This is a genomic window from Rhizobium sp. PK7-22, assembly GCF_056530405.1.
The window spans coordinates 1-12853 of record NZ_CP096513.1 but is presented as its reverse complement, the minus strand read 5'-3'; the positions used below and the strand labels follow the sequence as shown (position 1 = coordinate 12853).

At 59.9% G+C, this 12853-nt stretch carries 12 protein-coding genes; 3 read left to right on the top strand and 9 right to left on the bottom strand.

All coding sequences use genetic code 11. The annotated features are described in order from the left end of the window. Nucleotides 1–28: 28 nt before the first annotated feature. The 7 genes from M1E10_RS00060 to M1E10_RS00030 all read right to left on the bottom strand — a co-directional run bounded on the left by M1E10_RS00060 (nt 29) and on the right by M1E10_RS00030 (nt 8038). Complete coding sequence (locus tag M1E10_RS00060) at nt 29–262, bottom strand: hypothetical protein (RefSeq protein WP_499173001.1); 234 nt, start codon at nt 260–262, stop codon at nt 29–31. 92 nt (nt 263–354) lie between these two features. Next, nucleotides 355–552, bottom strand: coding sequence for a hypothetical protein (locus tag M1E10_RS00055; RefSeq protein ID WP_499173000.1), 198 nt, complete (start codon nt 550–552; stop codon nt 355–357). Between the two features lie 119 nt (nt 553–671). Further along, nucleotides 672–3932: an error-prone DNA polymerase family protein gene (locus tag M1E10_RS00050; RefSeq protein ID WP_499172999.1), complete on the bottom strand. Its 3261-nt coding sequence runs from the start codon at nt 3930–3932 to the stop codon at nt 672–674. Further along, nucleotides 3929–5443 carry a Y-family DNA polymerase gene (locus M1E10_RS00045; protein WP_499172998.1) on the bottom strand — a complete coding sequence of 505 codons (1515 nt, stop codon included), beginning with the start codon at nt 5441–5443 and terminating at the stop codon, nt 3929–3931. The genes M1E10_RS00050 and M1E10_RS00045 overlap by 4 nt, the downstream gene beginning before the upstream one ends. Further along, nucleotides 5361–6119: an ImuA family protein gene (locus M1E10_RS00040; RefSeq protein ID WP_499172997.1), complete on the bottom strand. Its 759-nt coding sequence runs from the start codon at nt 6117–6119 to the stop codon at nt 5361–5363. Before M1E10_RS00040 ends, M1E10_RS00045 begins: the two co-directional genes overlap by 83 nt. Before the next feature lie 271 nt (nt 6120–6390). After that, nucleotides 6391–7248 (bottom strand): alpha/beta fold hydrolase, encoded by an 858-nt coding sequence (locus tag M1E10_RS00035; protein WP_499172996.1) that lies wholly within the window; start codon nt 7246–7248, stop codon nt 6391–6393. A gap of 109 nt (nt 7249–7357) precedes the next feature. Continuing rightward, complete coding sequence (locus tag M1E10_RS00030) at nt 7358–8038, bottom strand: DUF2161 domain-containing phosphodiesterase (protein ID WP_499172995.1); 681 nt, start codon at nt 8036–8038, stop codon at nt 7358–7360. Between the two features lie 819 nt (nt 8039–8857). Here M1E10_RS00030 and M1E10_RS00025 point away from each other — a divergent pair. From M1E10_RS00025 to M1E10_RS00015, 3 genes are all read left to right on the top strand, one after another. After that, on the top strand, nt 8858–9643 hold the full coding sequence (locus M1E10_RS00025) for an amino acid ABC transporter substrate-binding protein (protein WP_499172994.1): 786 nt from the start codon (nt 8858–8860) through the stop codon (nt 9641–9643). 111 nt (nt 9644–9754) lie between these two features. Further along, nucleotides 9755–10435: an ABC transporter permease gene (locus tag M1E10_RS00020; protein WP_499172993.1), complete on the top strand. Its 681-nt coding sequence runs from the start codon at nt 9755–9757 to the stop codon at nt 10433–10435. Further along, a complete protein-coding gene (locus tag M1E10_RS00015; protein ID WP_499172992.1) occupies nt 10432–11190 on the top strand; it encodes an amino acid ABC transporter ATP-binding protein in 759 nt (252 codons plus the stop codon). Before M1E10_RS00020 ends, M1E10_RS00015 begins: the two co-directional genes overlap by 4 nt. A gap of 434 nt (nt 11191–11624) precedes the next feature. On the opposite strand, the gene M1E10_RS00010 is transcribed toward M1E10_RS00015, so the two are convergent. Together M1E10_RS00010 and M1E10_RS00005 are read right to left on the bottom strand one after the other, a co-directional pair. Continuing rightward, a complete protein-coding gene (locus M1E10_RS00010; RefSeq protein ID WP_499173415.1) occupies nt 11625–12032 on the bottom strand; it encodes a Ros/MucR family transcriptional regulator in 408 nt (135 codons plus the stop codon). A gap of 510 nt (nt 12033–12542) precedes the next feature. Then, nucleotides 12543–12677 carry a hypothetical protein gene (locus M1E10_RS00005; protein WP_499172991.1) on the bottom strand — a complete coding sequence of 45 codons (135 nt, stop codon included), beginning with the start codon at nt 12675–12677 and terminating at the stop codon, nt 12543–12545. Nucleotides 12678–12853: the final 176 nt, after the last annotated feature.

Below are 12853 nucleotides of genomic sequence, written 5' to 3'. Positions count from 1 at the left end.
CTCGCTCCGATACTGCAGCAGTCGCAGTTCATGGGATGTTGATGCTCGGCAGGAAGAACTCGACCTGCTTGCGCCGCTCCTTATCAAGGGGCCGGATCTGGCCCATCCAGAATGCACCCGCTTCCGGAGCATCGGCTTGCCACTTTCGGATGTCGGCGATGTTGTCATCGATCTTCGACTTGCCGCGCCCGCCCAGACGCATGGATCGATCGGCGTCCTTTCGCGCTTCAGTCTTCTTCTCTTGGTTCGGCTCTTCGGTCACTGTCGTTAGTTCCCTCCTGTCGGCGGTCGGGAGACGGTGTGCTCCCGATCCATTGATCCCGAAGGGACGAACATCCCTCGACGGCCAAGGTTTCAGGAGTTCCCGTTGGCAAACGTCGGCCGTGCCCACTGGGCCGCCCAATCCGAAGGACCAGGCAACGGCAGGAGCGATGGCGAGTAGCCGGACGGATATTGCGACCAGCAGTCCGTCAGCGACATGAACAGCGTCAGAACGAGGCCCACAGCTTGTTTGTCGACAAGCGGCGCCGCGAGATGGATTTCGACAGCCATAAAAAATGGCGACCCGCGATCATCTGAGTGACAAGTAACAACCCGATGGCCGCAACGGCGATTGGGGGAAGAGACGCGGCGTCGATATCGACTGCAAAGGTGTCGCGGGGCGCTAAACGCTAGTGAAAGTTCCTCGGTTTCGTTTTCAGCGTGTCGATGTGAAGATCCGGGATGTAGATGTCTCGCACCTGTACCACTGGCTTCACCTTGTCGCGAGGATCCGGACCTCCACCATGCTTGACCTGATCGCCCCGACCCTGCGGCAAAGGAAACGCCCCCTCTCGTTGACCAAGGCTGGACAGGTCAGCTGTGAAGTCGAACAGGCGCTGGGCGACGAGATGGACAACTTCGCCTTCTCGTTGAATGCGACCGTGAACGCCCAACATGCTTGCCGTCATCAGGATGCGCCTCTGCTTTTCAAACAGGCTCGGCCAGACAACTGCGTTGACGATGCCCGTTTCGTCTTCCAGCGTGAGGAACATGACGCCCTTGGCTGATCCAGGCCGCTGTCTCACGAGAACCAGCCCTGCCGTCCAAAGCCACCGGCCGTCACGCTCGCCCATCGCCTCGGCACAGGTGACGATCCGCTTCCTTCTCAGATCCTGCCTCAGGAAAGAAACTGGATGTGCTCGCAAGGTCAACCCGGTGTTGGTATAGTCCTCGACCACTTCCCTGCCCTCCGTCATCGACTTCAGTCTGACGTCCGGCTCCTGTATCTCCACGATCGTCCCTGCTTCGCGCTGGGCGGCGGCAACCCAAAGCTCGAGAGGTTCATCGCGTAAAGCCTTGATGTCCCAGAGTGCTGCTCGCCGCTCCAGTCCCAAAGACGGCAGGAAGGCGTCAGCATTGGCGAGCTTGACAAGGCAGGCAGTGGAAACCCCTGAACGTCGCCACATGTCGTCGGCGCTGTGGAACGGCTGCCCTGCCCTGGCCATCACAATGCGAGCGGCATCGTTGACAGCCAGGCCGCGGATGACGCGCATGCCGAGGCGGACGGCCCAACGGTGCGAGTTGGCGACACGCTCAAGAGTGCAATCCCATCTTGAGGCGTTCACGCAGACCGGTCTGACCTCGACCTCATGCTGCCGCGCGTCGGTGACGATCTGGGCCACAGAGTAAAACCCCATGGGCTGGCTGTTGATCAGCGCGGCGCAGAAGATCTCGGGGTGATGGCATTTCATCCACGACGAGGCATAGGCGATAAGCGCAAAGCTGGCGGCGTGGCTTTCAGGAAAGCCGTAAGACCCAAAGCCTTCCAGCTGCGTGAAGGTTCGTTCGGCAAATTCAGCAGAGTAGCCATTGGTCACCATCCCGTTGACCAGTTTGTCCTTAAACTTGCTGACTCCGCCCGTGAACTTGAAGGTGGCCATGGCCCGCCGCAGTTGATCGGCTTCGCCTGCGCTGAAACCGGCGCAGACCATGGCAACCTTCATTGCAGATTCTTGAAACAGCGGCACCCCGAGCGTCTTGCCCAGCACCGCCTCCAGTTCAGGCGTCGGGTATTCGACCTTTTCCTTGCCTTCGCGGCGGCGAAGATAGGGATGCACCATGTCGCCCTGAATCGGGCCGGGACGCACAATCGCGACCTGGACGACCAGATCGTAAAACGTCCTCGGCTTTAGACGCGGCAACATTGCCATCTGCGCACGGCTTTCGATCTGGAACGTCCCCAATGTGTCGGCACGCCGGATCATCGCATAGGTCTTCTGATCCTCCTGAGGCACCTCGGCAAGGTTCATCGGCTCGTTCTTGTGTTCGGCCAGGAGCTCGAACGAACGCGCCATGCACGAGAGCATGCCCAGGGCGAGTACGTCCACCTTCATGAATTTGAGGGCCTCGATATCGTCTTTGTCCCACTCGACAACCTGCCTGTCGTTCATCGTCGCCGGCTCGATTGGAACCAGGTCGTCGAGCCTGTCCTGCGTCAAAACGAAACCGCCCGGGTGCTGGCCAAGATGGCGTGGGGCGCCCATCAGCTGATCTGCAAGGTCCAGCGCCAGGCGAAGGCGGTAGTCAGAGGTATTGATGTTGTTTTCTTTCAGCTGCTTCTCACCGATCCCGTCCTTTGACCATCCCCATACTCCCGAAGAGAGTTGCGCAATGAGATCGTCTGGCAGGCCCAGCGCCTTGCCCACATCGCGCAAGGCGCCTTTCGTGCGATATCGTGTGACGGTCGAACATAGCGCCGACCGGCTGCGCCCGTAGGTCTCGTAGATCCACTGGATAACCTCCTCGCGGCGGGAGTGTTCGAAATCGACGTCGATATCGGGCGGCTCATTGCGCTCCATGGAGACAAAGCGCTCGAAGAGCAGGTCCGAGGTCTCAGGGTTGATGCTCGTGATCCCCAGGCAATAGCAGACAGCGGAATTGGCAGCCGAGCCGCGCCCCTGGCACAGGATGTTGCTTGACCGTGCAAACCTGACGATCGAGTAGACCGTCAAGAAATAGGCAGCATAGGACATCTTCCTGATCAGATCGAGCTCGTGCAAGATGGACTTGCAAACCTTGTCCGGGACGCCTTCGGGATATCGATCTGCGGCGCCCTCCCAGACGAATTTTGTCAGGGACTGCTGGGCGTCCAGGCCAGGAACGATAGCTTCTTGCGGGTACTGGTACTGCAGCTCGCTCATGTTAAAGCGGCAGCGTTCGACAATCTCCCGCGTCCGCGCCAGCGCCTCCGGATAGTCGGCAAACAGCCGGTGCATCTCGTCGGGCGCCTTGAGGAAACGGTCCGCATGCCGCTCCCGGTCAAAGCCGACGCTGTCGATCGTGGTGCGATTTCGGATGCAGGTGACAATGTCCTGAAGCTGTCGGCGTCCTGGATCATGGAACAGGACATCATTGGTAACGACCGCTCTAACCTTGTGCTTGGTGGCCATGTTCGACAGGTTATGCAAGCGCAACCTGTCGTTGGGGCGGCGACGCAGGCATAGGCTGACGTAGGCCCTGTCACCGAAGATGACCGAAAGCTTCCTGAGATGGCTCGCACAAACGTCGTCGGCCTCGTCCGGGACCAGGACCGCGATCAGGCCGTCGCTGTAGGTTTCAAGGTCGCTGATGTGTAGAATGCACTTTCCCTTGCCCCCCCTGCTCTTGCCAAGGGACAACAGCCGGGTGAGCCGGGAGTATCCCGGGCGGTCAATCGGATAGACCAGAATTGACATGCCGTCAGTGAGATCAAGTCGGCAACCGACGACAAGGCGAACGCCCGTGGTCTTGGCTGCTTCCCAGGCACGCACGATCCCGGCCAGCGAATTCCTGTCGACGACGCCCAACGCGTCGACTCCCAGTGCCTTTGCCGTGGCAAACAGTTCCGCGGCCGAACTTGCGCCCCGCAGAAAGCTGAAGTGGGTCGTCACCTGAAGTTCGCCATACCTCATCCGAACACTCCGTGTATGAACCAGCGATGCGAACCGGTCTCCAAATCGACGCCGTCGCCGGCACGAAAGAGCCAGTAGCGTTCGCCCAGCTCGTCTTCGACGACGAAATAATCACGCACGGCCTGCATCTCAGAAGGGCGGGTCCACCATTCGCCGAAGATGCGTTCGGGACCGTCGGCCCTCTTGACGCGGCGTCGCTTGCCGCGCCAGGTAAACACGGCCGGTGGCTGGTCAGGAAGCAATGCGGTAACCTCGATTGCTTCCGGCTTGGCCATCAAACGGGGCGGACGCTGCCATCTTGCTGCCCAGTTGGTTCCGGTCTCCTGCGCCGTCGGCGCGATGCGGGCCACTGACCGCTCCGGAACATCCGAGGCAACCGGTGTGAGGCGATAGAGCCGCTGCCCCCGGTTGACCAGGATGTCGATCAAAGGCGTCACGTCGACAACCTGTTCCTCAATCAAAGATGACGCGACCTGTCGCTCTTCCAACGGCTCCGTGATGACGGCAACAAGCACCATCTTCTCGATGCCAAATCCGGGATCGATCTGCTCTATTCGATCGCACAGGAGCCTGGAGAGACGGACGGGGTCGCGAACAGGCTTGGCAAGTCCGGCTCGCAGATACTGCCGGCTGTTGTCGACGCGATGGATGATCAAGTCAGAACGGCGGACACCCAGGCCACGCCCTTCGAGCTCTGCACTCAGCTGGGAGACCAGCCGGCATATATATTTGCGAATGGTCTCAGCGGCACCGATCGGTTCCTGAAAACATCTTGCGACCTCGACAAGCTCGGGCGTCCGGATCGGCTCGATCGGCTCGGCCACCCGGCCGAACAGCTGGTCGAGCCGTCTTGCGACCTCAGGGCCAAATCGCAAGGTCAAGGGCGCGCGCGGCATCGCCGACAGTTCGCCGACAGTTTCGACACCAAGGAGCCCTAGATCCCGAATCGTATCGACTGGCAGGCGCAGTCCGTGGATGGGCAGTCCGGCGACGGCTTTGACGACCTCACCCACGGGAACGACCGTGGCTTCGGCAGCCGTGAGGCGGGTCAGCGCATGGGCGGCTCCCCAGGTATCTGCGATTGCTGCCCGCGCTGTCAGTCCGCGACCACGAAGCGCATTCACAAGGCCGGAGACCATCATCGACTCGCCGCCACGCAGGTGGTCGGCGCCTTGCGTGTCCATCACAATGCCATCGGGGCCGTCCACGGCGACAATCGGGCTGTATTGCCGCAGCGCCCACAGCGCAAGCCTCTCCAGAGCCGCTGCATCCGCAGTCGGGTCGGCGTCCATCATGGCAAGGCCGGCGATGCTCGCCTGCGCCTTGCTGGCGGGCATGCCCAGCCGCAGCCCGACGTCGCGGCCGGCCCTGTCGACGGCAGACAGCCAGCGCTTGGCCCCCGACCGTGAGATGACGACGAGCGGTTGCTCAGCCGGTACGGTTCCCTCTCCAAGACGTCTGATCCGATCTGTCGGCAGATAGGGGAAGTAAACACACACGACCCTTGGCATCACAGGCTCCAACTTCGTACTCGGCACACTCACCTGCCTTCACGCGCATCAACTCGGCAAGCCACCGCGCCCTGCCCACGCCCGCCACCGGTAATGGCTCCGAGGGCAGCACGCTCACCCTCCACCGGGTGGTGGAGGCCGTGGGATTGCCGTAGTCGGAGGCCTCGGTCTGTCGCCGCCACCGTCGTACAACCAGCGCGATGGTCCCGGTTTTCTCGGCCGCGAGCTGGAGGCGACGCGACGCCGTCATGGGCAGACGAACAAGCTCGCCGACGACGGCGCCCAAACCGCCGAATGACAGCCCTTCTTCCATGGATGCCAGAACGTCTTCCTCCCTGTCTGCCTCGCAATAGATCACGCGGTCGGGATGAAGACCTGCCTGCGACAGCGCAGGCGCAAATAGGTCGGGCCTGGTCAGGCACCACAGCACCTTGCCGTTTGCCCTCGCCGCTATCCCTGCCGCAAACAATGCTGCCGCCGCTCCGTCCACCGTACCCGTGCCGCCGCCTGCTACCTCGTGCAGGGCACCATAGGCGAGGCCACCACCCGGCAATCGCTCATCGATGCCAGCGATGCCGAACGGCAAGACGGCAGTCTTCCTCGTTGCGCGCCCCTCCAGATGTGCGATCTGGACTTTCAGTTCATCAATCACCCGAGCAGTGCGGACACGCGACATCGTTCACGGACCTCCTCAGGCTCGCGTTGCACAGAACGTGCTGTTTCAAACTCTCGATGTTCCTCTTCTGTTCCTCCGATCGAAAAGAGTCAAGTCGACAGGGCAGAGGTTTTTTAGAAGCGACTAATCGGCCATGGATAAGGTCGAGGAACGGAGAGGATTGCTGCGTTTGACGCAACACCCGGGCGCCATGCCAGCATCATCGCTGATGCGCCACCCGCCGCGGTCGAGATTGGCGTGCGAGACAAGATCGATTGCGCTGCCGCTGCCCTCAGCCGTCGAAGAAGGTCAGGATCGCGGCGTTCACGGCGCTGCTTTCTTCCCGCTGGACCCAATGGGTTGCGTTCTCGAAAACGCGCAGCTGACCGTTGTCACACAGGTCAAGACTTCGTTTGGCCAGCCCGAACTCCAGCGCTTGATCCTGTTGTCCCCAGATCACGAGGGTCGCTGTCGAGACCCTTTGCTTGAGGCTCGGCTGAAAGCGTAAGGCCCGGTACCAGTTGAGCATCGCGGTGAGAGCCTCCGGTTGCTCCCAAGCTTGCCGATATGCGGCAATGTCCTTGTCATCGAAGGCGCCCTGTCGGCTGGAGCCCCTGAGGGCTCGCACCAGCAAGGCCGACCGATGAGCGCCCAGGGCGGCTTCCGGCAGCAAGGGGATCTGGAAGAACGCCACATAGCTGCTGCGTAGAAACTGCGTCGGCGACTGCAAAGAGTGAGCCAGCAGCACTCCCGGATGGGGTGCATTCAAGATGACGAGCTTGTCGAGGCGATGCGGCGCGATCGCCGCGGTCGCCCATGCGACAATGCCGCCCCAGTCGTGGCCGACCAGGTGAAACCTTGCATGGCCGAGCGCGTCGGCAAGAGCGACGACGTCACCGACCAGCTTATGGAGAGTATACTCCTCAATGCCCCGCGGCTTGTCGCTGCTGTTGTAACCTCTTTGGTCGGGAATAATGACCCGATACCCCGCAGATGCCAGCGCGTCGGCCTGCCGTCTCCAGCCCATCCAGAAGTCTGGAAATCCGTGCAGGAGCATGACCGGCCGCCCGTCGGGGGGGCCGAACTGAACCACATGAAGCCGGACACTGCCAACGTTGACGAACCGATGTTCAGGCGCGAGTAAGTCCATGTGCTCTTAACGCGGTGCTGGCCAAAGCGATCCAGCGCTATCGACCAGGGACAATCGGCACCGCCACCCACGCAGTGATCCTTCCGCAGCGGTTCAAGGCACAACGAGTTCAGGCTGGGCCGGCGGTTGCTGCTGGCTTATCCTGCTGCGGCCATCTTCGCAGCGCTTCCCGTCCGGCAGGGGTCAAGTCATAGACGCCTCTCTCGAGCCGCTCAAACCAGCCGTAGACATTGGCAAGCAGGATCTTGCCAGCATCCGGTGCAGTAGCCCTGATGTCACGCACGCGCCGTGGTCCCGCTGTCAGCGCGAAAGCGCAGCCGAGCGCTTGCTGGCGGTAGGCGGTCATGATTGGCGTACGGGTGCTGCCACCGGATGCCGGGTCGCCGCGTCGTTTCTGGTGTTCACGCGTCAGACGAGAACGGCGTTTCGGATTGGTCCGCGGCATTGGTGATATCGAGCTGACGATGACACTCACTTCGCCTGCATCGGAGACGCCGAGCATGCCGATCCCGAGCCTGCGGCAGAGATCACGGTAGCGTTTGTCACTCTCGCGGCCTTTGCCTCGGGCTGATAGACGCCCGGCGATCCAGACTTCGTCTGCAACAGCCGCGCGATCGACCGCCTGAAGGATGAGCTCCAGGTTGAAATTAAGTTTGAGCTCGCAGATGATCACCACAGGCGGATCCGCATCGCTCAAGCCGACGAGGTCACAACCGCCTACTTCGCCCTTCACAGTGTAGCCTGCCGATTCAAGATAGGTTTTGACAGGAAGATAAAGCGACGTTTCCATATGCCTGCAGATCTAGGTCAAAATTTCTCATACCCTAAACTGGATCCAGCGAACACCAATGTGATCGCGGTGCAGCTGTCGGCTGTGGATATGCTCCGCCACGGACCTTGCGGCGGTGCACCAGCATATGGCGGCGGCGAAAGCTCGACCGAACTTGATCAACGCGATTGCACCCGAATTGACAGGCCGGCTTGTTGATAGGCCGGCTTGGTCTGCACTCGAACATCATAGCAACGTCTTAGCCAGAGATCTTGTCGCCTTTCTTCCAGCGACGCTGTCCCCAGTGGCGCAGGCGCATACGCGGTGCGATGCGTGATGTAATCAAGTAGGTAAAAGCGAAGCTAAGGACAATGACCGCGGGGATCAGGTACTTCGCCTATGCTTCTAGGGACGGGACCGAGAGAACAAGTATTGCGCCTGCGCCAAATAGAACCGCGTTGACCATGAAGCTGCATATGATCGTTAGCCAAGTGTTCGTGCTGAGCATTGTGTGACTCCTTCTTTGGCTCACAACGCAAATCGACACCGGAGGTTCAACATTGACGTTCGTCAAGAAGTGCGATGGTCATCGTTAAATCTATGATGTATTTGCGACGGCAGCCTGTTCTTTGCTCCGAGCTCAAGAGCAGGCAAGAGATGTTGCCTCGCCGACGCAAGTCCATGATTTTGGCAGGCAAGACCAGCAGTGTTTGGCTCAGACCGGCACTGCGTCAGAGCAAAAATATTCGCCTTTGCCACGTCCTGCCGCAGTTTCCTTTCCTCCCTTAGCACCTACTTTCTGCGATTAAGGTCACCCGAACCGCTGTAAGGACACCATAGATGAACCTCTTCAAGACCTCGCTCTCGCTCGTTGTCGCCGCCGTTCTCGTGCAAGCCGTGGCCACCTTGCCGGCAACTGCAGGCGACAACCTCGACAAGATAAAGTCCGCCGGGACGATCCGTATCGGCACGGAGGGCACCTATGCGCCCTTCACCTTCCATGATGCCTCCGGCAAACTCGTCGGTTTCGACGTGGAAATCGGTGAGGCGGTGGCCGACAAACTCGGCGTCACGGCCGAGTTCATCGAGGGCAAGTGGGATGGCTTGATTGCCGGCCTTGATGCCAACCGCTACGATGCAGTGATCAATCAGGTCGGCATTACCGAGGCGCGCCAGCAGAAATACGCATTTTCGGAGCCGTATATCGCGTCAAAGGCCGTGCTGGTTGTGCGCGACGACAATGAAGACATCAAAGATTTCGCAGATCTTGAGGGCAAAAAGGCTGCTCAGTCGCTCACGAGCAATTACGGCAAGATGGCCGAAGACGCAGGCGCCGAACTGGTCGGCACGGAGGGATTCGACCAGTCGATCCAGCTCGTACTGACGGGGCGCGCCGATGCGACCCTCAACGACAGCCTCTCCTTCCTCGATTTCAAGAAGCAGAAGCCCGATGCGCCGGTCAAGATTGTCGCTGAAGAGGCGGACGCCAGCTATTCCGGCATCCTGCTGCGCCAGGGCGACGACGAGCTTGTCGCAGAGGTGAACAGGGCGCTGGAAGCGGTCAAGGCAGACGGCACCTATCAGGCGATCTCCAACAAATACTTTGGACAAGATGTCTCGAAATAGGTTGCGTGGCGCCGTGCCGGGCATACCCCCGGGCCAAGGACAGTCCGGCGCTCAGCGCCGGGCGTGCTTGTTTGAAAAAGCATCGCAAGATTAACAGCAGAGGGTGAGCCTGTGCCGCATTGGCTTCAACTCATGATCGACTCGCTGCCGACGCTCCTTTGGGCCGGCATCCGGTTCACCGTGCCATTGACGATCTTCTCCTTCGCCTTCGGCCTCACACTCGGCCTTGTCACCGCGATCACCCGCCTTTTTGCGCCGAAGCCACTTGCGATGCTTGCCCGCTTTTACGTCTGGGTGATCCGCGGGACGCCGCTCCTGGTCCAGCTTTTCGTGATTTTCTACGGTCTGCCGAGCGTCGGCATCCTGCTGGATGCTTTCCCCGCCGCCCTGATCGGCTTTACGCTCAACGTGGGTGCTTATTCCTCCGAGATCATCCGCGCCGTCATCGCCTCGGTTGCGAGAGGACAATGGGAGGCTGCTTATTCGATCGGCATGACGTGGCGGCAGGCCATGCGGCGCACCATCCTGCCGCAGGCGGCGCGCGTTGCCGTGCCACCGCTTTCAAACACCTTCATTTCGCTGGTCAAAGATACCTCGCTTGCTGCTGCCATTACCGTCCCTGAACTCTTCCAGTCGGCACAACGCATCGTCGCCACCACCTACGAGCCGCTCATCCTCTATATCGAGGCGGCGCTGCTCTATCTTGCGCTGAGCTCCATCTTGTCCAATCTGCAGGCTTGGCTGGAGCGCCGCTTCTCCCGCTATGGCGGTGTCTTGGAGGCCGGCCGATGATTGCTCTTTCCCATATTTCCAAAAGCTTTGGCGAGACGCTGGTGCTCGATGACGTCAGTCTGGAAGTTGCCGAAGGCCGCGTCACCGCGCTCGTCGGCCCCTCCGGCGGCGGCAAGAGCACGCTGCTTCGTTGCATCAACCTGCTGGAGATCCCAAGCACCGGCACGATCCGCATTGGCAACGCCGCGGTGGAGTTCCGCCCTGCGCAGAAGCTTGGCTGGACGGAGATCCAGAAGATTCGCCGCCAGACCGGCATGGTCTTCCAAAATTTTCAGCTGTTTCCGCACCTGACGGCCGTGGAAAACGTCATGGAAGGCCTGTTGACGGTGCTGAAATGGCCGCGAGAGAAAGCGCAACTGCACGCGCGCCTGCTTCTTGCCAAGGTCAACATGGAAGACAAGGTGGATGCCTGGCCGGCTACGCTTTCGGGGGGACAGCAGCAACGCGTCGCAATCGCTCGCGCGCTCGCGATGTCACCGCGCGTGCTGCTTTGCGATGAACCAACGTCTGCGCTCGATCCCGAACTGGCATCCGAAGTGGTGGAAGTCCTGAGCAAGCTTGCGGCTGAAGGTACGACCATGATCATTGCGACCCATGACTTGCGCCTCGCCTCGCGGGTGGCGAGCGACGTGGTTTTCCTCGAGGCAGGCAGGATTGTCGAGCAAGGCCCTGCCGACAAGGTCTTCGGCGCGGCGGAGCAGGAGCGGACCCGCCGCTTCGTTGCCTCAATCAACACGGCTCAGCAGGCACCTTAGCCGTTCATCGTGCCAAAACATGCAGGCGCGCGCAGTCGCAAACTACGCAGAGTTCTGAAGCAATCCGATTGCATCGGCGTTGGTGGCCTCCAAGACATCGAAGCCAAGCTCCCGCACGACGTCGCAGGCCAGCATCAGCAGGAGAGCTCCATCCTCTACGACAAGTGTCCTGGTCGGCATCGTGTCGAGGTTGGGCTTGCATGACGGCCGGCGGTCCATCCGGTTCAGCTTGAAAAGCGCTCTCGACCGCAAGCCGCGACGGGCGCGGCAACGGCCTCGCGAAGATGACCTTCGCACGCCTTGGAACCGCAGCTATCGATGCGTGACCGCCGCCATAAATACCTTCTGCCCATTAAGCGCAGTTCAAAGAGCGGGCTGTTTAGTTGTTAGGATCAATCACAGGTAAGATTCACTGTCTGCTCACCTCCACGATCTCAAGTACCAGGCGCTACTTTTGCTCTCGCACCCTTCGATCTATTCTTACCCAGCCCCGTTTGCTTGGCTAGGTTCGAGCGCGCTTGCGCATAGTCTGGAGCCACCATCGGATAATCGGATGGCAGTCCCCACCTCTCACGATATTGATCATCGGTCTGTTGATGTCTGCTGATCAGGTGCCGCTTCAAGGACTTGTATTGCACGCCGCACTCAAGACACGTGATGGCGTCGGCCTTGAGGGACTTTTTCACTGGCACAGCCGGCACCAACGTTGTCGCCTTCATCTCTTCGGTTTTGAAACTAAGGCCAGCAAGCGAACCGTGCACAGTGTTGATAAGATAAGCCAGACTGTCTGCTGGCACCACATTCTTATGCAGATAAGCCGTGACAACTTCACTGGTGAGCATGAGAAGATCTTCGGTTTCAGAGACTGGTAGGGACAATTGAAGGCTCCTTGTTTGGGAACCTGTCTACCTTCCAAGGACAAGAAAACACAGATGCTAGAAGTTGTATTGGCTTGCAGAGACCTTCTCACACCGGCCACAATCCGTCAGAACAACTATGGGATTGATAGGGAGCCTTTTCGATCGACATTGGATTGTCGTGCTGATGTCTCGAATGCTCTAGAACCAGATGGCCGCCGCAGACACCAGCGCATCGACCACGCCATTCAGACCCTGCAGTCGGTTCCGGGGCTCAAATGCACGAAGTGGCGACCCACCCCATACAAAAATCTGAACCAGTCAAACTATTATCGTTGTAATCTTGGCGCATGGCATTACCCGCCGACGTCAGGCTGGCGGAATGCGGTCTTTCGAATGACCTGAGATCCACTTTCCCTCCATTTTTCCGGCGAGTCTTGGGGTTTCTGCTCTGGGACCAAACTTTGGAGCGCCGGAAGCTGGAGCTTTTCGGCTCTAGTCACGATGGCTTGCTTCCCCGGTGGCGTGGACGGGTGGCAGGAGAAGCACGAGACGGTCATAGTCGAAGCCGACGGGGGATTGGTCCGCGGCCAATGCCAGATAGATCGGGTGATGGATGTATCGTGCCACAGCAAGGCTGCCAGGCTATGCCACGAGGATTCACCGAGCTTTGTAGAGCCTCAATGCCTTTGATATTGAAGCGGGGAGAAACAACTGCTGGCTTTGAAGCTCCGGTGGAAACCAACACTCTCGAGCAAAGCAAGATCTTGGATGCAAAAAGACTCAATGTAATCTGAGTCGCAGGT

Coding starts and splice junctions, on each gene's coding strand:
- M1E10_RS00050 (WP_499172999.1), bottom strand. CDS start 3,932: ATGAGGTATGGCGAACTTCAGGTGACGACCCACTTCAGCTTTCTGCGG.
- M1E10_RS00015 (WP_499172992.1), top strand. CDS start 10,432: ATGATTGCTCTTTCCCATATTTCCAAAAGCTTTGGCGAGACGCTGGTG.
- M1E10_RS00035 (WP_499172996.1), bottom strand. CDS start 7,248: ATGGACTTACTCGCGCCTGAACATCGGTTCGTCAACGTTGGCAGTGTC.
- M1E10_RS00010 (WP_499173415.1), bottom strand. CDS start 12,032: ATGCTCACCAGTGAAGTTGTCACGGCTTATCTGCATAAGAATGTGGTG.
- M1E10_RS00055 (WP_499173000.1), bottom strand. CDS start 552: ATGGCTGTCGAAATCCATCTCGCGGCGCCGCTTGTCGACAAACAAGCT.
- M1E10_RS00030 (WP_499172995.1), bottom strand. CDS start 8,038: ATGGAAACGTCGCTTTATCTTCCTGTCAAAACCTATCTTGAATCGGCA.
- M1E10_RS00045 (WP_499172998.1), bottom strand. CDS start 5,443: ATGCCAAGGGTCGTGTGTGTTTACTTCCCCTATCTGCCGACAGATCGG.
- M1E10_RS00040 (WP_499172997.1), bottom strand. CDS start 6,119: ATGTCGCGTGTCCGCACTGCTCGGGTGATTGATGAACTGAAAGTCCAG.
- M1E10_RS00025 (WP_499172994.1), top strand. CDS start 8,858: ATGAACCTCTTCAAGACCTCGCTCTCGCTCGTTGTCGCCGCCGTTCTC.